Here is a 23,351-nt window from a genome sequence, read left to right as displayed (position 1 = left end):
CGTGCATCTTCAGGCTGCGAAGCATGATGACGATGGCGCCGCTGGCAGGATCATGACGCATGACGGCCTCCTGCAGCTTGGGTGCGCAGGCCGTCATAGCGCTCCACATTGGCCTTTGGCTCACGGCGCAGGGCCAGGGCCTGCGGGGTATCGAGGGGCGGCCCGCCGATGACCTTTCCATCGATCAGCCGGTGCAGGAGGTTCAGCACATGGGTCTTGGTTGCCACGCCCTCGGCCAGGGCCAATTCCACCGCGGCAAGCACGGCCTGTTCGTCGTGCTGAAGAACCAGTGCGAGAATGTCGACCATCTCGCGATCACCGCCGGGCTTGCGCAGCATCTGCTCCTGCAACTGCCGGAACGCTGGCGGGAACTCGGCAAAGGGCGCGCCATTGCGCAACGCCCCGGGCTTGCGCTGAAGAACAGCCAGGTAATGCCGCCAGTCATAGATCGTCCGCGGTGGCAGCTTGTGGCTGCGCTGGATGATGCGGCCATGCTCGCATAGGATGTTGCCCTCGGCCGCCACGACCAGCCGGTCCGGATAGATCCGCAGGCTGACAGGCCGGTTCGCGAATGACGCCGGCACACTGTAGCGATTGCGCTCGAAGCTGATCAGGCAGGTGGGCGAGACGCGCTTGCTGAGTTCGATGAAGCCGTCAAAGGCCGGCGGCAACGGCATCAATGCGGCCCGCTCCTCAGCCCAGACATCGGCAATGGTGCCGGGCAGCGTGCCGTGCGGGGTCTCTTGCCACACCTCCAGGCAGCGCTGCTCCAGCCAGGCATTCATCGTGGCAAGGTCGGGAAAGTCCGGCATCCCCTGCAAGACCTGATGGCGGGAGTCCTGAACGTTCTTCTCGACCTGACCCTTCTCCCAGCCTGCGGCCGGATTGCAGAACTCCGGCTCGAAGACATAGTGATTGGCCATGGCGAGAAAGCGGAGGTTGACCTGCCGCTCCTTGCCACGGCCGACACGATCCACTGCGGTCTTCATGTTATCGTAGATGCCGCGCTCGGGCACACCACCAAAGACGCGGAACGCGTGCCAGTGGGCATCAAACAGCATCTCGTGGGTCTGGAGCGGGTAGGCGCGCAACAGGAAGGCCCGACTGTGGGACAGCTTGATATGCGCCATCTGAAGCTTGGTGCGCTCGTTGGTCAGATGTCCGTAGTCTTCGCTCCAGTCGAACTGGAAGGCTTCGCCCGGGCGAAAGGACAGCGGAACGAAGGTGCCGCGGCCCGTGGTCTGTTGCTCGCGCTGGCGATCTGTCCGCCAGTCCCGCGCAAAGGCCGCAACCCGGTTGTAGGAGCCGGTGAAGCCGAGCGCCACGAGATCGGCATGCATCTGCTTCAGCGTCCGCCGCTGCTTGCGCGACTTGCCGGCTTCCGTCTTCAACCAGCCGGCCAGCTTCTCGGCGAAAGGATCAAGCTTGCTTGGCCGATCCGGCGTGGCAAACTTTGGCTCGATCGTGTTTGCAGCCAGATGCTTCGTCACCGTGTTCCGTGACAGTCCGGTGCGTCGCGCGATCTCGCGGATCGACAACTTCTCCCGCAAATACATGCGCCGGATGATGTTCAAAAGTCCCATGTGGATCACTCCGTTGCCCCCCGTCGCTCACCGCTCTGGGGAAAGGTTCACATGGCTCAATTCTCAGTGGAAATTACGCGCCTATCCGGCTCAGTTCTGGGTGGAAATCAACAGCCGGTGCAACTTGATAATCTTAAAGCCGATTATGGATTGGGGATAGAGCGGATGACCGAGCTTGTCCGGCGGCCGAAGGAATAACCCACATCCATGAAGAATTTTCCTCGATCATCATGGAGAAAAATTACGCCTCGCCGACAGGCATCAAGCAGGAGGTCGAGGAGCTGGCGAAGCGGAACCCAATCAAGCCAACCTGGAAGAGGCCCAACGACAAAGCACAGGTGCCGGATGTCGGGGACCTAATCTTCTTGATTGCCGACGAGAGTACCCAGCTTTCCTGCATTCATGGGTTCGACGTCGGTTCCATCACGCCGAACGCCACCGGCATCGAAGCGTTCAGCGCGGCCTCCGAAAAAACATTGCAATACTAGATACTTGCAACCTAACCACCAAATCGGCGCAGTCAACAGGTCCGGAGAATATCGGCCCTGAGAGACCGCTTCCTGGCCACCTGGCGCCGGGGGCAGTGCTCAGCCCCTCCCGCATAACCCTCGAAAACAACGAAAAAATCCGGCCGTAGCCGGATCGGGAGAACGCTTTCGCGAGGGCAAGTGGCGGAGTGGAAGGGATTCGAACCCTCGAGACGGTTTCCCGCCTGCACCCTTAGCAGGGGTGTGCCTTCGACCACTCGGCCACCACTCCGCCGGTCGGTATAGGGGCGGGCACTGGTGCAGACAAGGGCTTTTTCAAAGCCGTTCAGCCCTTTCGGACGAATGTGGCATAGTGGGGCACCCGCCCTTCGCGCAGCGCTTTCTGCTCATAGCGGGTACTGAACCAGTCGTCCCAAGCGACGGAGGTATCGGCCACCAGAGCGAAGCCTGCACGGGGCACCTCCTCCAGCGTCTGGCGCATGTAGTCGGGGATGTCGGTCGCCACCCGGAATTCGGTGCCGGGCTTCATCACGCGGGCCAGGGGCAGCAGATGTTCAGGGGTGACAAAGCGGCGGCGGTGGTGGCGGGCCTTGGGCCAGGGATCGGGATAGTTCAAAAACGCCCGGCTGATCGAGCCATCCGGCAACACGTCCATCAGGTCGCGCGCATCGCCCGGATGCACGCTGACATTGGCGACGCCCGCGTTGCGGATCTTGCCCAGCAGCATGGCGACGCCGTTGATAAACGGCTCGCAACCGATGATGCCGATGCCGGGATAACGGGCGGCCATATGGACCATGTGTTCACCGCCGCCGAATCCGACCTCCAGCCAGACGGGACGGTCGTCGCCAAAGATCGCCGCCGGGTCGATGAGGCGGCGGTCGGGGTTGTCCTGCACGGTGATGCCGCGCGGACGCAGGTCGCCCAGATCCTCGGACAGATAGCCCTTCTGGCTTTGGCGCAGGGTCTTGCCATGCCGCCGGCCATAGAAATTGCGGCGCGGCGGGTTCGGATCGAAGGCGGATGGGGGCATGTCGGACATGGCCGGGGATTGCACCGGCAGCGATGCCGGGTCAAGGCCCCCTGCCCGGCCTATTCCCCCATCAGGCGGCTGATGATGACCGTCACCTCGGGCTTCTTGCCGATCTCCTCCATGGCGACCTGGCGGGTGATCTTGCGGATCGCCTCGTCCATCTTGGCGTCGTCGCGGACGACGCGGGCATCGGCGCCTTCCAGGAATTCGGACAGCTCGCCTTCGATATGCGTGCCCAGATCGTCGCCGCCACGGGTGCGGCCGGACAGGCCCATCAGTTCGACCCAGGCATCGGGCAGCACGTTGTCGTCTTCGTCCACGATGACGCTGACCAGGGCGTGCCCGTTCAGCGCCATGCGGATGCGGTCGCGCACCACCCCGTCCATCGATCCGATCAGGACCGTGCCATCTAGATACAGCCGTCCGGTTTCCACCTGATCGACGATCCGGGGACGGTCGCCGGTCAGATCCAGCATGGTGCCGTTGGTGGCGATTTCCGCGGCGATGCCCTTGGACCGCGCCAGCATGACATGTTCGCGCAGATGCAGGTGTTCGCCGTGCATGGGAACCACCATTTCGGGTTTCAGCAGGTCGTGCAGCGCCTCGATGTCGGGGCGGTTGGCATGTCCCGAAACATGGTACAGCCCGTCGTCGGCGTCATAGACATCGACGCCCAACTCGCTCAGCGCGTTCATGATGCGGCCGACTTCGCGTTCGTTGCCCGGAATGGTCTTGGAGCTGAACAGGAAACTGTCGCCTTCCCTCAGCATCAGTCCCAGATAGCGGCCGCGCGACAGCTGCGCGCTGGCGGCGCGGCGTTCGCCCTGGCTGCCGGTGGCCAGCAGCATCACCTGGTTGCAGGGCAGGCTGGCCGCCTCCTCGGGGCCGATGGTGTCGGGAAAATCGGTCAGCACACCGGTTTCCAGGCCCACCGTCACCATCTTGCGCATCGCGCGGCCCAGCAGGCAGACCTTGCGGCCCCCCGCGATGGCGGCATCCGACAGGGTTTTCAGGCGCGCGATGTTGCTTGCGAATGTGGTGGCGACAATCATGTTCCGTTGCGCCATCACCCATTCCAGGATGGGATTGGCCAGAACCGCCTCGGACCGGCCGGGATGGGTGGAAAAGATGTTGGTGCTGTCGCATGTCAGAACCTTGATGCCCTGCCCCTCGGACGCGATGTCGTGCCAGGCGATCGGGTCGAAGGGATCGCCCACGACCGGGGTGCCGTCCAGCTTGAAATCTCCGGTATGGACGACGCGGCCCGCCGGCGTATCGATGATGAGGGCGGCGCTTTCGGGAATGGAATGGCTGACCGGCACGAATTGGACGGTGAAGGGGCCGACCTGCGTGACCTCGGGCCGAGGTCCGGTGATGGTCACGACCGATGCGGGATGGCCCTGCTCCTCCAGCTTCAGGCGGATCAGGGCGCCGGTGAAGGGGCGGGCATGAATCGGGGCCTTCAGCCGCGACCACAGATGGCCCACGGCGCCCAGGTGATCTTCGTGCCCATGGGTGACAAAGATCGCGTCCAGCCGGTCGCGGTTCTGTTCCAGCCAGGTCACGTCGGGCAGGATCAGGTCGATTCCGGGGCTGCTGCTCATGTCGCCAAAGCTGACGCCCAGATCCACCAGGATCAGCCGTTCGCGTCCCGGCTGGCCATAGCCATAGACATAGGCGTTCATGCCGATTTCGCCCGCGCCGCCCAGCGGCAGATAGATCAGGCGCTCAGCCATTGCCCATCTCCTTGTTGTAATCGTGAATGAGCCGCAGCCCGTGCATCGTCAGATCGTCTTCGATCGCGTCGAACAGGTCAAACCCCTGATCGAACAGCGGCGCAAGCCCCCCGGTCGCGATAACCTGCATCGGACGATCACGTTCCGCGCGAATCTGGCGCACCACGCCGTCGACCAGCCCGATATAGCCCCAGAAGATGCCCGACTGGATGCAGGCGACCGTGTTGGTGCCGATCACCTTGGCGGGCATGGTCACATCCACATGTGGCAGGCTGGCCGCGCCCATGTGCAGTGCCTCCAGCGACAGGTTCACCCCCGGCGCGATCACGCCGCCGATATAGGCGCCGTCCGCATCCACCACGTCAAAGGTGGTGGCCGTGCCGAAATCCACCACGATCAGGTCGGGGCCGTGGCGGTCGAAGGCGCCCACGGTGTTGACCAGCCGGTCGGGACCGACCACCGTGCCGGGGTCCACGCGCGGGGACACCGGCAGAAGGCAGTCGGGCTTGCCGACCACCAGGGGGCGGGTGTCGAAATAGCGGCTGCACAGGACGCGCAGGTTGAAGACCACGCGGGGCGCGGTGGAACTGATGATGCAGGCGTCGATGTCCAGAACGAACTTCTGTCCCTCGATCAGGGTGGACAGCCAGACGAAATATTCGTCCGCCGTGCGGCGGTGATCGGTGGCGATGCGCCAGTGCGCCAGGAACCGTTCGCCGTTCCAGATCGAAAAGACGGTATTGGTGTTGCCGGTGTCGATGCACAAAAGCATGGCTCAGGTTCCGGCGAAAAAGATGTCGGCGGCGGGGATCGCCTGCCGGCCGCGCGGCCCGGTCAGGATCAGGGCGCCGGTGTCGTCGATGCCGTCGAACCGGCCGGTGGTTTCGGTCGCGCCGGTGCGGGCGGTGATCGTATCGCCCAGCCGCGCGGCGCGGGCCAGCCATGCGCTGCGGATCGGGGCAAAGCCGAAATCGCGCATCTGCCGCGACCAGTCGTCGAACGACAGCGCCAAGGCGCATAACAGATCGTCGGGCAGGACCGCCAGGCCGGTTTCGCCCCGCAGGCTGACCGGCCGCAGGGCGCCGGGTTCCAGATCGCCCGGCTCCGGGGCGGCAACCAGATTGACGCCGATGCCGATGGCCAGCGCCTGAATGGCCGCGCCCGATCCGATGCTTTCCAGCAGGATCCCGGCCAGCTTGCCGCCGTTCAGCAGCACATCGTTGGGCCATTTCAGCGCCAGGTTCAGATGCGGACCGCACATCCGGCGCAGCGCGTCGTGAACAGCCAAGGCCGCGACAAAGGACAGGCGGGCCGCATCGGCGGGACTGCCGTGGGGACGCAGCACCAGGGTAGCCGCGAAATTGCCCGGCGGATCGGTCCACGCCCTGCCCCGCCGGCCACGGCCCGCCGTCTGCTGCCGGGCCATGATCCAGGTCGGGCCGGACAGGCCGGGCGCCATGCGCATCGCCTCGGCATTGGTGCTGTCCACGCGGTCGATGACATGGCGGGCGACGCCCGCGGGCCAGGCTGAAACAGCCGCCCCGTTACTCAACGGCGGGAACCTCATCCGCGGGGGTGCCAGCGACGGCCATTTCAACCGGCGTGCCGACCAGCGATTCGGCGGCGGTCGCCGCGGCCCCGTCTATGCCCCACATCGACACCGCGCCGATTACCAGGATCGCGGCCGGAACGACCAGCGCGGCGAACTGCACCGCGCCCATCCGGCTTTCCACGCCCTCGGTCTCGGCCCCGAAGAACATGTAATACACGATGCGCAGGTAATAGAACGCCCCGATGACCGAAGCGATGACGCCCAGGATCGCCAGCCAGGACATGCCGGCATCGACCGCCGCCGTCAGCACGCCGTATTTGGCAAAAAAGCCCAGGAACGGCGGCACACCCGCCATGCTGAACATCAGGAACAGGACGGCAAAGGCCTCGACGGGTTCGGCCTGGGCGAAACGGTTCAGGCTGTCCAGATCGGCGGTCGGCCGCCCGTCGCGTTCCATCGACAGGATAAAGGCAAAGGTGCCGACGTTCATCACCGCATAAATCGCCATATAGAGCAGCATCGACTGCACGCCATAGGCCGTGCCCGCCGCAAGGCCGACCAGGGCAAATCCCATGTGCGCGATCGAGGAATAGGCCATCAGCCGCTTGATGTTGCGCTGCCCGATCCCGGCGATGGACCCCAGGAACATCGACAGGACCGCAAGGGCGGCGATGATCTGGCCCCAGTCGCCCGGCACGTTGCCGAAGGCGTCGAACATCAGCCGCGCGATCAGCGCCATGGCCGCGACCTTGGGCGCGGTGGCAAAAAAGGCTGTCACCGGCGTCGGCGCGCCTTCATAGACATCGGGCGTCCACATGTGGAAGGGCACGGCCGACACCTTGAAGGCCAGCCCGACCAGCAGGAACACCAGGCCGAACAGCAGGCCCAGCGACAGTTGGCCGCCCACGACCGTCTGGATGATCCCCGCAAAGCCGGTGGTGCCCGAAAAACCGTAGACCAGCGACGCGCCATAGAGCAGCATCCCCGACGACAGCGATCCCAGCACGAAATACTTCAACCCGGCCTCGGACGACTTCACGCTGTCGCGGCGCATGGCGGCCGTGACATACAGGGCCAGCGATTGCAGTTCCAGGCCCATGTACAGCGACAGCAGGTCGCTGGCCGACACCATCAGCATCATGCCGATCGCGGCCAGGGCAATCAGGATCGGGTATTCAAAGCGCAGCAGCTTGTGACGATCCATGTAATCCGCGCTCATCGCCAGGACGGCGGCGGCGGAAATCAGGATCGTAACCTTGGCAAAGCGGGAAAAGGCGTCGTCGGTGAACATGCCGAAGAACGCCACCTGCGCCGGACGGTCCGCATATCCCATATACAGACCCACCAGCAGCAGCGCGATGACCGTCGCCCACAGGATCGGACGCGCCACGCGGTCCTTGCCCAGATAGGCCCCGGCCATCAGCGCGGCCATCGCGAAGATCGCCAGCACCAGTTCCGGCAGGATGGTCGAAAAATCGAGCGCGGTCATCGTGCGTCCTTCAATGGCTGGCCTCGGCCGTGTCCATCTGTGCGGTCACGGCCAGCCCGTCGCGGCCGTCATGCGGCAGGGCTTCGTTGTAACTGACCAGCAGCGCCTGGACGGCGGGGCCGGTGATGTCGGTGACGGCGCGCGGATAGACGCCCAGATACAGCGTCATCACGATCAGGGGCACGAAGACCCACTTCTCGCGCGGGGTCATGTCGGTGATGGTCTTCAGGCTTTCCCGTATCAGCGCGCCAAGGGTCACGCGGCGATACAGCCACAGCGCATAGCCCGCCGACAGGATCACCCCGGTCGCGGCCACGAAGGCCACCCAGGTATTCGCCTTGAACGCGCCCATCAGCGTCAGGAATTCGCCCACGAAACCGGATGTGCCGGGCAGGCCCACGTTGGCCATGGTAAAGAACATGAACACCAGCGCATAGACCGGCATCCGGTTCACCAGCCCGCCATAGGCGTCAATGTCGCGCGTGTGCATCCGGTCATAGATCACGCCCACACACAAAAACAGCGCGCCCGAAATGAAGCCGTGCGACAGCATCTGGAAGATCGCCCCGTCCAGCCCCTGCTGGTTGGCGGCGAACACCCCCATCGTCACGTAACCCATGTGCGCGACCGAGGAATAGGCGATCAGCTTCTTCATGTCGGTCTGGGCCAGCGCCACGAGGCTGGTATACACGATGGCGATGGCCGACATCCAGAAGACCAGCGGTTGTAGCATGTCGCTGGCCACCGGGAACATCGGCAGGCTGAAGCGCAAAAATCCATAACCGCCCATCTTCAGCAGCACGGCGGCCAGCACGACCGATCCGGCAGTGGGCGCCTGGACGTGCGCGTCGGGTAGCCAGGTGTGGACCGGCCACATCGGCATCTTGACCGCGAAGCTGGCAAAGAAGGCCAGGAACAGCAGGGTCTGCATCCCGCCGACAACGGTAAAGCCCAGGACGCGCATCGTGTCGGACGGGAAATCAAAGGCCAGAAGCTGCGCGATGTCGGTTGTGCCCGCCGTCCGCGCCATGGCGATCATCGCCACCAGCATCAGGACGGACCCAAGGAAGGTGTACAGAAAGAACTTGAAGGCGGCATAGATACGGTTCGCGCCGCCCCAGATCCCGATAATCAGGAACATCGGGATCAGGCCGGCCTCGAAGAACAGATAGAACAGGATCAGATCCAGCGCGGTGAACACGCCGATCATCAGCCCTTCCAGCACCAGAAAGGCGATCATGTATTCCTTGACGCGGGTCTTCACGTCCCAGGTGGACAGGATCGTCAGCGGCATCAGGAAGGTCGTCAGCATCACGAACAGGACCGAGATGCCGTCCACGCCCATCGTGTAGCGCAGGCCCATGATCCATGGGTGATCCTCGACGAACTGAAAGCCGGTGTTTGCCGGATCAAATCCTGCCAGCACGAACAGCGAAATCAGGAACGTGGCTGATGTGGCCAGCAGCGCCAGCCATTTGGCGTTGCGCTGCGCGGCCTCGTCGTCGCCGCGCAGGAATACCGCCAGGATCCCCGCCGCGACGATGGGCAGGAAGGTGATGATCGAAAGAAGGTTCGTCATGTCAGTAGGCGCCCCGCGTCATCACCCAGATCAGCAAGCCCACGATGCCCAGAACCATCGCGAAGGCATAATGGAACAGATAGCCCGACTGCACCAGCCCGGCGAAACGGGTCAGCCGCGGGACGATTCCCATCGCCACCCCATTGATGGCGCCGTCGATAACCGCCCCGTCGCCGCCCGTCCACAACTTGCGGCCAATCCACACGGCCGGGCGCACGAAGACGAAATCGTAGATCTCGTCGAAGTACCATTTGTTCAGAAGAAAGCGATACAGCGCCGGCTGCTGCGCCGCCAGTTTCGCGGGGGCCGTCGGATAGCGGATATACATCACCCAGGCAAGGCCCAACCCCGTCAGCATTGCGACGAAGGGCGCCAGCTTGACCCAGGTCGGGACATAATGCGCGTCATGCAGAACGGTGTTGTCGGCGCGCATGAAGATGGCGCCCCGTTCAAAGCCAGAAACCGCCGCGTGCCCGGCTGCCGCGGCCTCCTCGGCCGGATCGCCGGCGGCGGCATCGGTGGCGGCACCTGCGGGAACCTGCGGCGCCGTCTCGGCGCTCTCGGGGGCGGCACCTTCCGCGCCTGCGGCCTGTTCGTATTCGGACACGGGAAGTCCGAAGAATTGCGGCACGTCGTCGCCGAAGAAGCTGCCGTACCAGATCATCCCCGAGAAGATCGCCCCCAGCGCCAGAACCGCCAGCGGAACCGTCATCACCGGGGGGCTTTCATGGGCGTTGTGATGGGCGTGCAACGGGTCGTGATGCCCATGCGCGTCATGCCCGTGGCCATGGTCCGCCGAAGGCTGAACTTCCTCCTCGGACTTAATTTCGGCATCCCAGATCTTTTGCGGACGCGGAGCGCCCCAGAAGGTCATGAACATCAGCCGCCAGGAGTAGAAGCTGGTCATCAGGGCCGCGATCACCAGCAACCAGAAGGCATACCCCACGCCGGACGCATAGGCGCTCTCGATCACGGCGTCCTTGGACAAGAACCCCGCAAAGCCGATGGAGGTCAGCGGAATGCCCACGCCGGTGATGGCCAGGGTGCCGATCAGCATGGCCCAGAAGGTCAGCGGGATCTTTTTCCGCAATCCGCCATAGTTCCGCATGTCCTGTTCGTGGTGCATCGCGTGGATGACCGAACCGGCGCCCAGGAACAGCATGGCCTTGAAGAAGGCATGCGTGAACAGATGGAACATGGCGACCGAATAGACGCCAACGCCTGCCGCCACGAACATGTAGCCCAGCTGCGAACAGGTCGAATAGGCGATCACGCGCTTGATGTCGTTCTGCACCAGCCCCACGGTTGCGGCAAAGAACGCCGTGCTGGCGCCGATGATCGTCACGAACATCTTGGCCTCGGGCGCGAATTCGAACAAGGGCGACATGCGGCAGACCAGGAACACCCCCGCCGTCACCATGGTCGCGGCATGGATCAGCGCCGACACGGGGGTCGGACCTTCCATCGCGTCGGGCAGCCAGGTGTGCAGGAACAGTTGCGCCGACTTGCCCATCGCGCCGATGAACAGCAGCACGGCCAGCAGGTTCGCGGCGTTCCAGTCGGCCCACAGGAACCGGACCTGAGCCTGGGCCAGTTCGTCCACCTGCGCGAAGATCGCGTCGAACTGGATGGATCCGGTCAGCCACCACAGGCCGAAGATCCCCATCAGGAAGCCGAAGTCCCCGACCCGGTTGACGATGAAGGCCTTCATGGCGGCGGCGTTGGCCGATGGCTTGCGGTAATAAAAGCCGATCAGCAGGTATGACGCGACGCCCACGCCTTCCCAGCCAAAGAACATCTGCAACAGATTGTCCGCCGTCACCAGCATCAGCATGGCAAAGGTGAAGAACGACAGATAGGCAAAGAAGCGCGCCTTGTAGTGTTCGTGATGGCTCCAGTTGTCGTCATGGGCCATGTAGCCCATCGAATACAGGTGAACCAAGGCCGACACCGTGGTCACGACGATCAGCATCACGGCAGTCAGGCGATCCAGCCGGATGCCCCATTCGCTGACGAAATTGCCCGATACCACCCAGTCCATCACGGGGATGTAGAGTGTCTCGCCCTCGAACCCCAGAAACACGATCCAGGAAAACAGCGCGGCGGCGAACAGGACGCCCGTGGTCAGGATCTGCGCGGCCTTTTCGCCGATGAGGCGCCAGCCAAAGCCTGCGATCAGGGCGCCCAGAAGCGGGGCGAACAGGATGAATTGCACCATGACCGATCAGCCCTTCATCACGTTGACGTCTTCGACGGCGATGGTGCCGCGGTTGCGGAAGAACACCACCAGGATCGCCAGGCCGATCGCGGCCTCGGCGGCGGCGACGGTCAGCACGAACATGGTGAACACCTGCCCCGCCAGATCGCCCAGATGGGCCGAAAAGGCCACGAAGTTGATGTTGACCGACAGCAGGATCAGTTCGATCGACATCAGGATGACGATGACGTTCTTGCGGTTCACGAAGATGCCGAACACCCCGGCGACGAACAGGATCGCCCCCACGACAAGGTAATGTGTCAATCCGATCATCGTCTTTCGTCCCTCCGGGCAGTTTACCCGTTCAATTTTGGTCGGCAGCCGGGGCCTACAGCCCCTGCCCCGGCTTCACGTCGCGCAGTTCCATGGCCTTGGCCGGATCGCGGTACATCTGTTCCAGCACGTCCTGGCGCTTGATGTCGCGGCGATGGCGCATCGTCAGGGTGATCGCGCCGATCATGGCGACCAGCAGGATCAGTCCGGCCACCTGGAACGGCAGCAGATACCGGTCGTACAGGATCGCGCCGAGGGCGTTGGTGTTCTGCGCCTGATACACGATCGGCGCGGCGCGCAGGTCCGGGGCCTCGTTCGCAATTTCCCAGCCGCCAAAGGCCACGGTCAGCAGCGCCAGCAGCACAAGCGCGATCATACCGGCAAGCGGCAGATAGCCTGCCAATTCGCCGCGAAGCTGGGCGAAATCCACGTCCAGCATCATCACCACGAACAGGAACAGAACCGCCACGGCGCCAACATAGACGATCACCAGCAGCATCGCCACGAATTCGGCCCCTTGCAGCACGAAAAGCCCCGCCGACGCGATAAAGGCCAGGATCAGCCACAGCACCGAATGCACCGGGTTGCGCGACAGCACCACCATGAAGCCCGCGACGCAGACCGATACGGCAAACAGATAAAAGGCGAAGGCAATCATTCCGGCTGTTTCCCTTCATGTTCCTTGAATACGCCCTGGGCAATCTCCAGCGCCTTCTGCATCGCCGGAATGCCGCCGAACATGCCCATCTGATAGATGACCTCGGCCACCTCGCGCGCCGTGGCGCCCGATTCGATGGCATGGCGGATGGTCAGGCGCAGTTGCGGTTCGGCATGGGCGCCCTGCACCGTCAACGCGGCGACCGTGACCAGCAGCCGGGTCTTGGCGTCCAAGCCGTCGCGGTTGAAGGTGCGCCCGAACCACATTTCCAGCATGTCGGCGGGCATGGTCGGGATCATCTTCTCGAACGCGCGCGGGTCGAGAGTTTCAAGCGCGGGATTGAACGCCCGTGCCATTTCCTGGCCGGACTGCATCATCTGCTGGAACATCTTGGTAAAGGCATCGCTCATCGGTAGGGCGCGTCGATGGACAGGTTGCGGGCGATCTCGGCTTCCCAGCGGGCGCCGTTGTCCAGAAGCTTCTGCTTGTCGTAGAACAGTTCCTCGCGCGTTTCGGTCGCGAATTCGAAGTTCGGGCCTTCGACGATGGCATCGACCGGGCAGGCTTCCTGGCAAAAGCCGCAATAGATGCACTTGGTCATGTCGATGTCGTAACGCGTTGTGCGCCGGCTGCCATCCTCGCGCGGCTCGGCGTCGATGGTGATGGCCTGGGCCGGACAGATCGCCTCGCACAGCTTGCAGGCGATGCAGCGTTCCTCTCCGTTGGGGTATCGGCGCAGCGCATGTTCGCCCCGGAACCGCGGCGACAGCGGACCTTTTTCATGGGGATAGTTCAGCGTCGCCTTGGGGGCGAAGAAATATTTGACCCCCAGGCCAAAGCCCTTGAGGAAGTCGAACATCAGAAAATACTTGGTGGCTTGGGCGATGTCGAAGGCCATCAGAAGTCTTCCCCTTGCTTGGGCGCGGCAAAGCGGTCGAAGGCCGCCACATACTCGCGCACCCTGGCGCTGTCTTTGGCCTGTTCGGCCGTATCCAGATTGTTGGCCAGGAAATGCGCGAATTCGATCTTGTCGGCTTCGGACGCGGCGGCCAGCATCTCGGCGATCTTGTTGGAATAGGCCATGGCTTACACCCCCGCCCAGCGGGCCCAGAAGGATCCGAACACCTCGGACCGCGCCAGGAACGCCACCAGAACGACCCAGCCCAGCGACAAGGGCAGGAACACCTTCCAGCCGATCCGCATCAACTGGTCATAGCGGTACCGGGGCACGATGGCCTTGACCATGGCGAACATCCAGAACCAGAACACCATCTTCAGGAACATCCACAACGCGCCGTCCGGGATGCCCGGAATGGGCGACAGCCAGCCGCCGAAGAACAGCAGCGAAATCAGCGCGCACATCAGCCAGATGGCGATGTATTCGCCCGCCATGAACAGCAGATAGGGCGTGGACGAATATTCGACCATGAAGCCCGCGACCAGTTCGGATTCGGCCTCGGCCAGATCGAAAGGCGGGCGGTTTGTTTCGGCAAGCGCGCTGATGAAGAACAGCACCAGCATCGGAAAATGCGGCAGCCAGTACCAGGACAGCAGGCCCGCCCCCGACTGCGCATGGACGATGGCGCTGATGTTCATCGACCCGGTCGAGATGATGACCCCGATGATGATGAGGCCCAGGCTGACCTCATAGGAAATCATCTGCGCGGCCGCGCGCAGCGACGACAGGAACGGGTATTTCGAGTTCGAGGCCCAGCCGCCCATGATGACGCCATACACCTCGAGCGAGGAGACGGCGAAGATGAACAGGATGCCCACGTTGATGTCGGCCATCACCCAGCCGGGCGCAAAGGGAATCGCGACAAAGGCCAACAGGGCCAGAGTCATCGACAGGAAGGGCGCCAGGAAAAAGACGAACTTGTCCGACCCGGCGGGAATGACGATTTCCTTCAAGACGTATTTCAGCGCGTCGGCGAATGTCTGCAACAGGCCCCAGGGTCCGACCACGTTCGGACCGCGCCGCATCTGCACGGCGGCCCAGATCTTGCGGTCCCCATAGACCAGGAAGATCAGCGACAGCATAACAAAGGCGATCACCGCCAGACCCTGCGCCAGCATGATTACCGTGATGCCCAGAGAGGATGCCCAGAATTCAGCCATGCCCGTCCTATCCTCGTTATGCCGCGGGGATGCCGCGAGCCTTGCATTCGCGCAAGGTGTCTTCCGTTTCCATCACCCGCAGGCCCATCGGCTTCTGGTCCGACAGCGTGAACGCCGCCCCGACCGTCAGCCTTCCGTTCCGCGTATCCTGCAAGCTGCGCACATGCCTGCCATAGCGTTCGCCGTTCTGCCGTGCCCAACCGGCCAGCGCGCAGGTCGCATACGAGAAGGCAATATCGGCGTCCACCCCCTCGCGCAAGGTTGCCGTCACCTCGACCAGATCGGATGACCCGTCCGGGCCGAGTGACGCCACCCAGACACCCATGAAATCCTGCGGATCGACCGCCGCCCCATCGGCCCAGTCGGGCAGCGCAGGCTGCGTGCGGGCGGCAAATTCCTCCAGCGCCTTGTCCTGCGCGGTCTGGCGCGGCGGCAGGTCGGCGGCAACGGTGCCGCCCAGATCCAGGTCCAGGTTGGCATTCAGGGCCAGCAGGTCCGCCTCGGTCACGGCAAAGGCATCCCGCCCTTCCGGGCTGTCCAGGGCCATGGTGGTCACGCTGCCGTCCGGTTCCAAGATCAGGATCTCGCCCGATTTGGTGGAAATACGGGCCAGCGTCAGAGGCGCCTTGCCATCCGCTGCCCCCGGCGTCGCCACCTTGACCGTCATCATGTCGGGCTTTGGCCGGGGGCGCATGTCGCCGGGATCGCCAGCGCAGCCGGCCATCACCGCCGCGCCCGCAAGGGCTGCGACAGCACGTCCGGGTGGGCGACGGGCTGGCACCATCCCGATCACTCGGCGGCCATGGGGGGCGCGTTGCGCCGGGCGGCCATGCGCGACAGTTCCCCCATCAGCGGCGAGGAACGGGCGATCGGGTTCGTCAGGTAGAAATCCTTGACCGCCGGGCGGAAGGTCGCGCGGCCCAGATCCCGCCGTTCGATGGGCTGCCAGGCGTTCTGCGGCACGTGATCGATCTGCGCCAGATGGGGCACGGCCTGAACCAGGGCGCGGCGCAATTGCGTCAGGCTGTCCCACGGCAGGGCCGCGCCCAGTTCCGCCGACAGGGCGCGAAGGATCGCCCAGTTTTCCTTGGCCTCGCCCGGCGCGAAATTCGCGCGCAGGGCCAGTTGCGGACGGCCTTCGGTGTTGACGAACAGGCCGTTCTCCTCGGTATAGCAGGCGCCGGGCAGGATGATGTCGGCCCGGTGCGCGCCCCGGTCGCCGTGGCTGCCCTGATAGATGACAAAGGCGCCCGCCGCGATCTCGACCTCGTCCGCGCCCAGATTGTAGACAACGTCCGCGCCCTCGATGGCGGCGGTCAAACCGCCTTCGGTGACGGCATCCACGTCCATCGCGCCGACCCGCGATGCGGCCGAATGCACGACCAGCAGCTTGCAGTCGTCCAGTTCGCAGATGCGCATGGCGTTGGCCAGAACCGCCTCGCCATCGGCCTCGCGCAAGGCGCCCTGTCCGACGATCACGATGCCCGGCGTGCCCGAACTGTCCTGGAAATCGCCGCTGACCAGCCGCGACAACGCCGTGCGGTCGTCGCCATGATGGTGGTAATCATAAGTCAGGTCCGCCGCCTGCCCCACAAGGGCCACCTGCGCGCCATGCGCCCAGGCCTTGCGGATCCGCGCGTTCAGGACCGGCGCTTCGTCGCGCGGGTTGGTTCCGATCAGCAGGATGCGCTTGGCGGTGTCAATGTCGGCAATCGTCGCGGTGCCGACATAAGCGCCCCGATTGCCCGCGGGCAGTCGCGCCCCATCCGTGCGGCATTCGACATTCCCGCCCAGGCCTTCGACCAGTCGCTTGAGGCTGAACGCCGCCTCAACCGGGGCCAGGTCGCCCACCAGTCCGGCAACCTTGCGGCCCATCATGGCCGCCGCCGTAGTCCGCAACGCCTCGGTCCATGTGGCGGGGCGCAGCCTGCCGTTCTCGCGGATATAGGGCCGGTCCAGCCGCTGGCGGCGCAACCCGTCCCAGACAAAGCGGGTCTTGTCGCTGATCCATTCCTCGTTCACGCCGTCGTGGTTGCGCGGCAGGATCCGCATGACCTCGCGGCCCTTCACATCCACGCGGATGCTGCTGCCCAGGGCATCCATCACGTCGATGGTTTCGGTCTTGCGCAACTCCCACGGGCGGGCCTTGAAGGCATAGGGCTTGCTGACCAAGGCCCCCACTGGGCACAGATCGATGATATTGCCTTGCAGGTTGGATGCCAGCGTCTCGTTCAGATAGCTGGTGATCTCGCTGTCCTCGCCGCGCCCGGTCTGGCCCATCTGCGTGATGCCCGCGACCTCGGTGGTGAAGCGCACGCAGCGCGTGCAGCTGATGCAGCGGGTCATGTGGGTTTCGACCAGCGGACCCAGGTTCAGCTCCTCGGCCGCGCGCTTCGGCTCTCGATACCGGCTGAAGTCCACGCCGTAAGCCATGGCCTGGTCTTGCAAATCGCATTCGCCGCCCTGGTCGCAGATCGGGCAGTCCAGCGGATGGTTGATAAGCAGGAACTCCATCACGCCCTCGCGGGCCTTCTTGACCATTGGGCTGTTGGTGCGGATTTCCGACGGCGCGCCATCCGGGCCGGGGCGCAGATCCTTGACCTGCATCGCGCAACTTGCGGCGGGCTTGGGGGGGCCGCCCACCACCTCGACCAGGCACATCCGGCAGTTGCCCGCGATGGACAGCCGTTCGTGATAGCAAAAGCGCGGAATTTCGATCCCCGCCTGCTCGCAGGCCTGGATCAGGGTCAGGTTGGGATCGACCGCGATCTCGGTCCCGTCGATCTTGATCGTGCGCACATCGGCCATCGGCGTTCTTCCTTACCTGGCAACCAGAAGCGATCCGGCGATCGTCTTCCGGTCTATCTCTTGCCGCCCCAGACGGCAGAATGTCTCGGGCTGGCCGTTCACCACCCCGTTGGCGGTCATGTAGCGGTCGGCCTGTGCATAGATGCGGCGCCGTTCCTCGCGGCTGTCAAGGAACGCGTCGATCTGTTCGTTGCTGTAGCCCTGGTCCTGGGCATAGCGTTTCAGCTTGCGCGCCTCGGAAAAGGCCCTGATGACCCGCGCGTCCAGTGTCGGGCAACCGCGGCGCAGCAGGTCGGCCACGCGGGCCTGCACAAGGCTGTCGTTGACATGGCGTTCCTGAGACAGGGGCGGCAGCGCAGCGGCAGGCCCGGTCAGCGTGGCGGCCGCCAGCAGCGCCGCAACCGCGACGCGCATCCCGCGCCGATATGCCGCCCCGCCTGTCATTCCGCCGCCATCGCCCCTATGCGGCCGGTGCGCTTGGCCTTGATGCGATCCTCGATTTCTTCGCGGAAATTGCGGATCAGGCCCTGGATCGGCCAAGCGGCGGCGTCGCCAAGGGCGCAGATGGTGTGGCCCTCGACCTGCTTGGTCACGTCGAACAGCATGTCGATTTCGGCGACCTCGGCATCGCCGCGCACCAGGCGTTCCATCACCCGCATCATCCAGCCGGTGCCTTCGCGGCAGGGCGTGCATTGCCCGCAGCTTTCGTGCTTGAAGAACTTGGCCAGCCGCCAGATCGCCTTGATGATGTCGGTCTGCTGGTCCATCACGATCATGCAGGCGGTGCCAAAGGACGACCGCAATTCGCGCATCCCGTCGTAATCCATGATGGCGTTTTCGCACTGTTCCGCCGTCAGGACCGGGCAGGACGCGCCGCCGGGGATCACGGCTTTCAGGTTCTTCCACCCGCCCCGCACGCCGCCGCCGTGCTTTTCGATCAGTTCCTTCATGCTGATCGACATGGCCTCCTCGACCACGCAGGGCGTGTTGAGGTGGCCGGTCAACCCGAACAGCTTGACGCCCGCGTTGTTCGGGCGCCCGAAACCCGCGAACCATTCCGGCCCGCGCCGCAGGATCGTCGGCGTCACGGCGATGGATTCGACGTTGTTCACCGTGGTCGGGCAGCCGTAAAGCCCCGCGCCCGCCGGGAACGGCGGCTTCATGCGGGGCATGCCCTTCTTGCCTTCCAGGCTTTCCAGAAGCGCCGTTTCCTCGCCGCAGATATAGGCGCCGGCGCCGTGGTGCAGATACAGGTCGAAATCCCAGCCCGACCCGGCGGCGTTCGCCCCCAGCAGTCCCGCGTCATAGCATTCGTCGATGGCCGATTGCAGGGCCTCTCGTTCGCGGATGAATTCGCCCCGGATATAGATGTAGGCGGCATGAGCGCCCATCGCGAAGCTGGCGATCAGCGCGCCCTCTATCAGCGTGTGCGGATCATGACGCATGATCTCGCGGTCCTTGCAGGTCGCGGGTTCGGATTCGTCGGCGTTGATGACCAGATAGGACGGGCGGCCATCGGTTTCCTTGGGCATGAAGGACCATTTCAGCCCGGTCGGAAAACCCGCACCGCCCCGGCCGCGCAGGCCTGACGCCTTGACCTGTTCCACGATCCTGTCGCGGCCCCGCGCGATGATCCCGGCCGTGCCGTCCCAGTGGCCGCGCTTCTTCGCGCCCGCAAGGCTGCGGTCGCCCATCCCGTAGAGGTTGGTAAAAATGCGATCCTGATCTTTCAGCATCCTGCTCTCAATCCTCTTGTCCGGGCGTCAGGCATTCCTGCGCCGCCAGATACGCCAGGTCACGATCAGCGACCAGACAAAAGCACCCATGGCGGCCAGATCCGCCAGAAAGGCCCATTCCCCCGCCCAACCATACCGGCTGCCAAGCCATTGAACCAGCAGCCAGCCGCACATGGCAACGGCGATCACGATGGCGGCCAGCCGCATCTGCGCGGCGTCACGATCCTGCCCGGTTCCTCGCATGGCCAGCCCCTGCCTGGTTAACGGTCGGTCGTCTCATTCTTCTGTTCCGTCTTTTCGATCCCGCGCGCGCCCGCGGGTTCACGGTCCGACACCGGACGGGCGGCCGATGCGGCCTGCGCCTCCTGTTCGGTCACACCGGTCGCGTCCACGGGATGACCTTCGGCCGGCCGCGGATCGGTTTCCGGGATTTCGTCCGTCCCCTTCCGGTCATCGGCGGCGGCATCGGGCCGGCGCAGCCATTTCGTCAGAATCGGCACCTCGGTCCCATCGATCCTCTTGACGGTCTCGCCGATGTCGCGGGCCAAGGCCGCGCTGGCGTTCAGGTCATCGCCCTGCCCCCGAAGATCGGTCAGGACCGTCGGTCCGCCCAGCGGCTCGGACGAGAAGCGGCCGTTCTGCGGCCCCGGCAACGGCACTTGGCCCGCCGAAAAGGCGTCGATCAACCGTTCCAGTTTGGCAGGCGTTAAATCTTCGTAGAAATCCTTGCCGATCTGGGCCATGGGCGCGTTGGTGCAGGCGCCCAGACACTCGACCTCCTCCCAACTGAACTTGCCATCGGCGGACAGCATGTGCGGCGCTGGCGCGATCTTGCGCTTGCAGACCGCGATCAGATCCTCGGCCCCGCAGATCATGCAGGTGGTGGTGCCACAAATCTGGATATTCGCAACCGTTCCAACAGGCTGAAGCTGGAACATGAAGTAGAATGTCGCCACTTCAAGCGCGCGGATATAGGGCATTTCCAGCAATTCGGCGCAATATTCGATGGCGGGCCGGGACAGCCAGCCTTCCTGTTCCTGGGCGCGCCACAGCACCGGAATGATCGCCGACTGCTGACGGCCTTCCGGGTATTTGGTCATTTGCGCCTGCGCCCATTCCAGGTTGGCGGGCGTGAACTCGAAGCTGTCCGGCTGGACGGGCGAAAGACGGCGCAGCATCAGCGGTCAACCTCTCCGAACACGATATCCATCGTCGCAATGATGGCGGGTACGTCGGCCAGAAGATGGCCCTTGGCCATCCAGTCTATGGATTGCAGATGCAGGAATCCCGGCGCCCGCAGCTTGGCGCGATAAGGCTTGTTGGTGCCGTCGCTGACCAGATAGACGCCGAATTCGCCCTTGGGCGCCTCGACCGCGGCATACACTTCGCCCGCGGGAACCTTGAAGCCTTCGGTGTACAGCTTGAAATGATGGATCAGGCTTTCCATGTCGCGCTTCATTTCCCCGCGTTTCGGCGGTGACAGCTTGCCGCGCGCCATCACGTCGCCCGCCGGTTCCGCCCGCAGCTTGGCGATGGCCTGCTTCATGATTTTGGTCGATTCGCGCATTTCCTGCATCCGCACCAGATAGCGGTCATAGCTGTCGCCATGCCGCCCGACCGGGATCTGGAAATCGAATTCGTCATAGCATTCATAGGGCTGCGACCGTCGCAAATCCCAGGCCAGCCCCGACCCGCGCGCCATCACCCCGGAATAGCCCCAGTCCAGCGCGTCCTGTTCGGTGACGATGCCGATGCCGACCAGCCGCTGCTTGAAGATCCGGTTTTCGGTCAGCAGCGTATCCAGGTCATCGACCAGTTTTGGAAACTGATCGCACCACGCGTCCAGATCGTCCAGCAGCGCGGGCGGCAGATCCTGATGAACGCCGCCCGGCCGGAAATAGGCCGCGTGCAGCCGCGCCCCGCTAGCGCGTTCGTAAAAGACCATCAATTGCTCGCGCGCTTCGAACCCCCACAAGGGCGGGGTCAGCGCGCCGATGTCCAAGGCGCCTGTCGTCAGGCCCAGAAGGTGATTCAGGATGCGGCCGATCTCGGAATACAGAACCCGGATCAGGCTGGCGCGGCGCGGCACCACCGTGCCCGTCAGGCGTTCGATGGCCAGACACCAGGCATGTTCCTGATTCATGGGGGACACATAGTCCAACCGATCGAAATACGGCAGGTTCTGCAAAAAAGTCCGGCTTTCCATCAGTTTTTCGGTGCCGCGATGCAGCAGGCCGATATGCGGGTCGGCGCGTTCAACGACCTCGCCGTCCAGTTCCAGCACCATGCGCAGAACGCCATGCGCGGCAGGGTGTTGAGGACCGAAGTTGATGTTGAAGTTGCGGATCTTCTGTTCGCCCACCAGGGTATCGAACGACCCGTCGTCATAGGTATTGGTGCGGATATCGCCGTCCATGGCCTTACCCCTTGGTCTTTTCGTCGCCGGGCAGGACGTATTTCGCGCCCTCCCACGGCGACAGGAAATCGAACTGGCGGTATTCCTGCGTCAGCCGAACGGGTTCATAGACCACGCGCTTTTCGGATTCGTCGTACCGAACCTCGACATACCCCGTGGTCGGGAAATCCTTGCGCAGCGGATGGCCGCTGAAACCGTAATCGGTCAGGATCCGCCGCAGGTCCGGGTGGCCCGCGAACAGGATTCCGAACATGTCGAAAATCTCGCGTTCGAACCAGTTGGCGCAGGGGTGGATGCGCACCAGCGACGGGACGATCTCATCCTCTCGGATCGCGGCCTTCACCCGGATGCGGTGGTTCTGATACATCGACAGCAGATGCCAGACCACATCGAAGCGTTGCGGGCGTTCGGGGTAGTCGACCGCCGTGATGTCCACCAGGGTGGAAAAGCGGCAGGAACTGTCGCTGCGCAGGAATTCGATCAGATCGATCACGCCGGACAGGGTGGTCGTGACGGTCAGTTCGCCGAAGGCCACCTGGGCCTCCAGCACCTCGTCGCCGCACCGCGACACAAGATGTTCGGCCAGCTGCTCCAGCGCGTCGATGTCGGGATAAACGGCCATCGGATCACCTTACCAGCGTGCCGGTGCGCCGGATGCGGCGCTGAAGTTGCAGGATGCCGTACAGCAGCGCCTCGGCGGTCGGCGGGCAGCCGGGGACATAAATGTCCACGGGCACGATCCGGTCGCAGCCGCGCACCACGGAATAGCTGTAATGGTAATAGCCGCCGCCGTTGGCGCAGCTTCCCATGCTGATGACATAGCGCGGTTCGGGCATCTGGTCATAGACCTTGCGCAGCGCCGGGGCCATCTTGTTGGTCAGCGTGCCCGCGACGATCATCAGGTCGGACTGGCGCGGGGATGCGCGGGGCGCGGTGCCGAACCGTTCCACGTCATAGCGCGGCATGGAAACCTGCATCATCTCGACCGCGCAGCAGGCCAGGCCGAAGGTCATCCAGTGCAGCGAACCGTTGCGCGCCCAGTTGATGATGTCCTCGGTCGTGGTCAGCAGGAAGCCCTTGTCCTGCAATTCGCGGTTCAGTGCCGCCGTCGCGACCTCTCGGTCGGGACCGGCGGTGTTGGCCCCGGCCATCACGCCCATTCCAGCGCCCCCTTCTTCCATTCATAGGCAAAGCCCACGGTCAGCACGCCCAGGAAAACCATCATCGACCAGAAGGCCGCGTCCGACAGGCCGGCAAAGCTGACCGCCCAGGGAAACAGGAACGCCACTTCCAGGTCGAAGATGATGAACAGGATCGACACCAGATAAAAGCGCACGTCGAATTTCATCCGCGCGTCGTCAAAGGCGTTGAAGCCGCATTCATAGGCGCTGACCTTTTCGGGGTCGGGATTGCGCACCGCGACGACGACGGCGGCCAGGATCAGGATCAGCGCCAAGGCCGAGGCCATCCCGGCAAAGACGAGGATCGGCAGATAATCCTGAAGCAAGGTTTCCACGGGCAAGTTCCCCTTGTCGGCCGCGGAAAAGCATGGCTGCCCGCGACGGGTTGGCTAAGGGTCCGTTTAGACCTGCGGGCCAGCGGGGTCAACGGGCGCCACAGCGGCA

Annotated in this window: 25 protein-coding genes and 1 tRNA gene; 1 reads left to right on the top strand and 25 read right to left on the bottom strand. The window is 64.1% G+C overall.

Annotated elements, in window-relative coordinates; all coding sequences use genetic code 11:
- Positions 1-50: 50 nt before the first annotated feature.
- On the bottom strand, positions 51-1,583 hold the full coding sequence (gene istA, locus CHB77_RS08865; RefSeq protein ID WP_089387829.1) for an IS21 family transposase: 1,533 nt from the start codon (positions 1,581-1,583) through the stop codon (positions 51-53).
- 230 nt (positions 1,584-1,813) lie between these two features.
- On the opposite strand from istA, the gene CHB77_RS08860 reads away from it, so the two are divergent.
- The gene (locus CHB77_RS08860; RefSeq protein ID WP_089387828.1) at positions 1,814-2,071 is read left to right on the top strand and encodes a hypothetical protein; all 258 of its coding nucleotides are present in this window, start codon (positions 1,814-1,816) and stop codon (positions 2,069-2,071) included.
- Positions 2,072-2,252: 181 nt separating this feature from the next.
- Here CHB77_RS08860 and CHB77_RS08855 read toward each other — a convergent pair.
- The 24 genes from CHB77_RS08855 to CHB77_RS08740 all read right to left on the bottom strand — a co-directional run bounded on the left by CHB77_RS08855 (position 2,253) and on the right by CHB77_RS08740 (position 23,242).
- Positions 2,253-2,342 (bottom strand) — tRNA-Ser (locus CHB77_RS08855).
- 54 nt (positions 2,343-2,396) lie between these two features.
- Positions 2,397-3,113, bottom strand: coding sequence for a tRNA (guanine(46)-N(7))-methyltransferase TrmB (gene trmB / locus CHB77_RS08850; protein WP_089387856.1), 717 nt, complete (start codon positions 3,111-3,113; stop codon positions 2,397-2,399).
- Between the two features lie 50 nt (positions 3,114-3,163).
- Positions 3,164-4,840 carry a ribonuclease J gene (locus CHB77_RS08845; RefSeq protein WP_089387827.1) on the bottom strand — a complete coding sequence of 559 codons (1,677 nt, stop codon included), beginning with the start codon at positions 4,838-4,840 and terminating at the stop codon, positions 3,164-3,166.
- The gene (locus tag CHB77_RS08840; protein WP_089387826.1) at positions 4,833-5,612 is read right to left on the bottom strand and encodes a type III pantothenate kinase; all 780 of its coding nucleotides are present in this window, start codon (positions 5,610-5,612) and stop codon (positions 4,833-4,835) included. The genes CHB77_RS08845 and CHB77_RS08840 overlap by 8 nt, the downstream gene beginning before the upstream one ends.
- Positions 5,613-5,615: 3 nt before the next feature.
- On the bottom strand, positions 5,616-6,407 hold the full coding sequence (locus tag CHB77_RS08835) for a biotin--[acetyl-CoA-carboxylase] ligase (protein WP_089387825.1): 792 nt from the start codon (positions 6,405-6,407) through the stop codon (positions 5,616-5,618).
- On the bottom strand, positions 6,385-7,881 hold the full coding sequence (gene nuoN, locus CHB77_RS08830; protein ID WP_089387824.1) for an NADH-quinone oxidoreductase subunit NuoN: 1,497 nt from the start codon (positions 7,879-7,881) through the stop codon (positions 6,385-6,387). Before nuoN ends, CHB77_RS08835 begins: the two co-directional genes overlap by 23 nt.
- 10 nt (positions 7,882-7,891) lie before the next feature.
- A complete protein-coding gene (locus tag CHB77_RS08825; protein WP_089387823.1) occupies positions 7,892-9,460 on the bottom strand; it encodes an NADH-quinone oxidoreductase subunit M in 1,569 nt (522 codons plus the stop codon).
- Between the two features lies 1 nt (position 9,461).
- Positions 9,462-11,678 carry an NADH-quinone oxidoreductase subunit L gene (nuoL, locus tag CHB77_RS08820; protein WP_089387822.1) on the bottom strand — a complete coding sequence of 739 codons (2,217 nt, stop codon included), beginning with the start codon at positions 11,676-11,678 and terminating at the stop codon, positions 9,462-9,464.
- A 6-nt stretch (positions 11,679-11,684) separates the two neighbouring features.
- Positions 11,685-11,990 (bottom strand): NADH-quinone oxidoreductase subunit NuoK, encoded by a 306-nt coding sequence (nuoK, locus tag CHB77_RS08815; RefSeq protein ID WP_089387821.1) that lies wholly within the window; start codon positions 11,988-11,990, stop codon positions 11,685-11,687.
- Positions 11,991-12,045: 55 nt separating this feature from the next.
- Positions 12,046-12,648, bottom strand: a complete 603-nt coding sequence (locus tag CHB77_RS08810) for an NADH-quinone oxidoreductase subunit J (RefSeq protein ID WP_089387820.1) — start codon at positions 12,646-12,648, stop codon at positions 12,046-12,048.
- Entirely contained in the window at positions 12,645-13,058 is a 414-nt protein-coding gene (locus tag CHB77_RS08805; protein WP_089387819.1) for a carboxymuconolactone decarboxylase family protein, read from the bottom strand. The genes CHB77_RS08810 and CHB77_RS08805 overlap by 4 nt, the downstream gene beginning before the upstream one ends.
- Positions 13,055-13,546: an NADH-quinone oxidoreductase subunit NuoI gene (nuoI, locus tag CHB77_RS08800; protein ID WP_089387818.1), complete on the bottom strand. Its 492-nt coding sequence runs from the start codon at positions 13,544-13,546 to the stop codon at positions 13,055-13,057. Before nuoI ends, CHB77_RS08805 begins: the two co-directional genes overlap by 4 nt.
- On the bottom strand, positions 13,546-13,731 hold the full coding sequence (locus CHB77_RS08795; protein WP_089387817.1) for a hypothetical protein: 186 nt from the start codon (positions 13,729-13,731) through the stop codon (positions 13,546-13,548). The genes nuoI and CHB77_RS08795 overlap by 1 nt, the downstream gene beginning before the upstream one ends.
- Positions 13,732-13,734: 3 nt before the next feature.
- Positions 13,735-14,766: an NADH-quinone oxidoreductase subunit NuoH gene (gene nuoH, locus CHB77_RS08790; RefSeq protein ID WP_089387816.1), complete on the bottom strand. Its 1,032-nt coding sequence runs from the start codon at positions 14,764-14,766 to the stop codon at positions 13,735-13,737.
- A gap of 16 nt (positions 14,767-14,782) precedes the next feature.
- Positions 14,783-15,490: a hypothetical protein gene (locus CHB77_RS08785; RefSeq protein WP_242626572.1), complete on the bottom strand. Its 708-nt coding sequence runs from the start codon at positions 15,488-15,490 to the stop codon at positions 14,783-14,785.
- Positions 15,491-15,555: 65 nt separating this feature from the next.
- Positions 15,556-17,574: an NADH-quinone oxidoreductase subunit NuoG gene (nuoG, locus tag CHB77_RS08780; RefSeq protein WP_089387815.1), complete on the bottom strand. Its 2,019-nt coding sequence runs from the start codon at positions 17,572-17,574 to the stop codon at positions 15,556-15,558.
- 12 nt (positions 17,575-17,586) lie between these two features.
- A complete protein-coding gene (locus CHB77_RS08775) occupies positions 17,587-17,988 on the bottom strand; it encodes a DUF5333 domain-containing protein (RefSeq protein ID WP_089387814.1) in 402 nt (133 codons plus the stop codon).
- 26 nt (positions 17,989-18,014) lie between these two features.
- Positions 18,015-19,310 (bottom strand): NADH-quinone oxidoreductase subunit NuoF, encoded by a 1,296-nt coding sequence (nuoF, locus tag CHB77_RS08770; RefSeq protein WP_089387813.1) that lies wholly within the window; start codon positions 19,308-19,310, stop codon positions 18,015-18,017.
- A 27-nt stretch (positions 19,311-19,337) separates the two neighbouring features.
- Positions 19,338-19,553, bottom strand: coding sequence for a DUF5337 domain-containing protein (locus CHB77_RS08765; protein WP_089387812.1), 216 nt, complete (start codon positions 19,551-19,553; stop codon positions 19,338-19,340).
- Positions 19,554-19,570: 17 nt separating this feature from the next.
- Positions 19,571-20,488: an NADH-quinone oxidoreductase subunit NuoE gene (nuoE, locus tag CHB77_RS08760; protein WP_089387811.1), complete on the bottom strand. Its 918-nt coding sequence runs from the start codon at positions 20,486-20,488 to the stop codon at positions 19,571-19,573.
- Positions 20,488-21,726 (bottom strand): NADH-quinone oxidoreductase subunit D, encoded by a 1,239-nt coding sequence (locus CHB77_RS08755; RefSeq protein ID WP_089387810.1) that lies wholly within the window; start codon positions 21,724-21,726, stop codon positions 20,488-20,490. The genes nuoE and CHB77_RS08755 overlap by 1 nt, the downstream gene beginning before the upstream one ends.
- Before the next feature lie 4 nt (positions 21,727-21,730).
- A complete protein-coding gene (locus tag CHB77_RS08750) occupies positions 21,731-22,348 on the bottom strand; it encodes an NADH-quinone oxidoreductase subunit C (protein WP_089387809.1) in 618 nt (205 codons plus the stop codon).
- A 4-nt stretch (positions 22,349-22,352) separates the two neighbouring features.
- The gene (locus tag CHB77_RS08745) at positions 22,353-22,886 is read right to left on the bottom strand and encodes a NuoB/complex I 20 kDa subunit family protein (RefSeq protein WP_089387808.1); all 534 of its coding nucleotides are present in this window, start codon (positions 22,884-22,886) and stop codon (positions 22,353-22,355) included.
- Positions 22,877-23,242, bottom strand: coding sequence for an NADH-quinone oxidoreductase subunit A (locus CHB77_RS08740; protein ID WP_089387807.1), 366 nt, complete (start codon positions 23,240-23,242; stop codon positions 22,877-22,879). Before CHB77_RS08740 ends, CHB77_RS08745 begins: the two co-directional genes overlap by 10 nt.
- Between the last annotated feature and the right edge of the window lie 109 nt (positions 23,243-23,351).

It is taken from the genome of Paracoccus sediminis (assembly GCF_900188295.1).
Classification (GTDB): Bacteria; Pseudomonadota; Alphaproteobacteria; order Rhodobacterales; family Rhodobacteraceae; genus Paracoccus; species Paracoccus sediminis.
The sequence above is the reverse complement of the archived record's forward strand: the minus strand, read 5'-3'. Positions and strand labels throughout refer to the sequence as shown.

Bases quoted from the DNA above. Each gene is read 5' to 3' on its own strand.
- trmB (WP_089387856.1), bottom strand. From the start codon at position 3,113: ATGTCCGACATGCCCCCATCCGCCTTCGATCCGAACCCGCCGCGCCGC.
- CHB77_RS08810 (WP_089387820.1), bottom strand. From the start codon at position 12,648: ATGATTGCCTTCGCCTTTTATCTGTTTGCCGTATCGGTCTGCGTCGCG.
- istA (WP_089387829.1), bottom strand. From the start codon at position 1,583: ATGGGACTTTTGAACATCATCCGGCGCATGTATTTGCGGGAGAAGTTG.
- CHB77_RS08750 (WP_089387809.1), bottom strand. From the start codon at position 22,348: ATGGCCGTTTATCCCGACATCGACGCGCTGGAGCAGCTGGCCGAACAT.
- CHB77_RS08775 (WP_089387814.1), bottom strand. From the start codon at position 17,988: ATGCGCGTCGCGGTTGCGGCGCTGCTGGCGGCCGCCACGCTGACCGGG.
- CHB77_RS08785 (WP_242626572.1), bottom strand. From the start codon at position 15,490: ATGGCCGGCTGCGCTGGCGATCCCGGCGACATGCGCCCCCGGCCAAAG.
- CHB77_RS08860 (WP_089387828.1), top strand. From the start codon at position 1,814: ATGGAGAAAAATTACGCCTCGCCGACAGGCATCAAGCAGGAGGTCGAG.
- CHB77_RS08835 (WP_089387825.1), bottom strand. From the start codon at position 6,407: ATGAGGTTCCCGCCGTTGAGTAACGGGGCGGCTGTTTCAGCCTGGCCC.
- CHB77_RS08845 (WP_089387827.1), bottom strand. From the start codon at position 4,840: ATGGCTGAGCGCCTGATCTATCTGCCGCTGGGCGGCGCGGGCGAAATC.
- CHB77_RS08840 (WP_089387826.1), bottom strand. From the start codon at position 5,612: ATGCTTTTGTGCATCGACACCGGCAACACCAATACCGTCTTTTCGATC.
- nuoL (WP_089387822.1), bottom strand. From the start codon at position 11,678: ATGGTGCAATTCATCCTGTTCGCCCCGCTTCTGGGCGCCCTGATCGCA.
- nuoK (WP_089387821.1), bottom strand. From the start codon at position 11,990: ATGATCGGATTGACACATTACCTTGTCGTGGGGGCGATCCTGTTCGTC.
- CHB77_RS08755 (WP_089387810.1), bottom strand. From the start codon at position 21,726: ATGGACGGCGATATCCGCACCAATACCTATGACGACGGGTCGTTCGAT.
- nuoN (WP_089387824.1), bottom strand. From the start codon at position 7,881: ATGACCGCGCTCGATTTTTCGACCATCCTGCCGGAACTGGTGCTGGCG.
- CHB77_RS08765 (WP_089387812.1), bottom strand. From the start codon at position 19,553: ATGCGAGGAACCGGGCAGGATCGTGACGCCGCGCAGATGCGGCTGGCC.
- CHB77_RS08795 (WP_089387817.1), bottom strand. From the start codon at position 13,731: ATGGCCTATTCCAACAAGATCGCCGAGATGCTGGCCGCCGCGTCCGAA.
- CHB77_RS08745 (WP_089387808.1), bottom strand. From the start codon at position 22,886: ATGGGCGTGATGGCCGGGGCCAACACCGCCGGTCCCGACCGAGAGGTC.
- nuoE (WP_089387811.1), bottom strand. From the start codon at position 20,488: ATGCTGCGCCGTCTTTCGCCCGTCCAGCCGGACAGCTTCGAGTTCACG.
- nuoH (WP_089387816.1), bottom strand. From the start codon at position 14,766: ATGGCTGAATTCTGGGCATCCTCTCTGGGCATCACGGTAATCATGCTG.
- CHB77_RS08825 (WP_089387823.1), bottom strand. From the start codon at position 9,460: ATGACGAACCTTCTTTCGATCATCACCTTCCTGCCCATCGTCGCGGCG.
- nuoG (WP_089387815.1), bottom strand. From the start codon at position 17,574: ATGGCCGATGTGCGCACGATCAAGATCGACGGGACCGAGATCGCGGTC.
- CHB77_RS08805 (WP_089387819.1), bottom strand. From the start codon at position 13,058: ATGAGCGATGCCTTTACCAAGATGTTCCAGCAGATGATGCAGTCCGGC.
- nuoF (WP_089387813.1), bottom strand. From the start codon at position 19,310: ATGCTGAAAGATCAGGATCGCATTTTTACCAACCTCTACGGGATGGGC.
- nuoI (WP_089387818.1), bottom strand. From the start codon at position 13,546: ATGGCCTTCGACATCGCCCAAGCCACCAAGTATTTTCTGATGTTCGAC.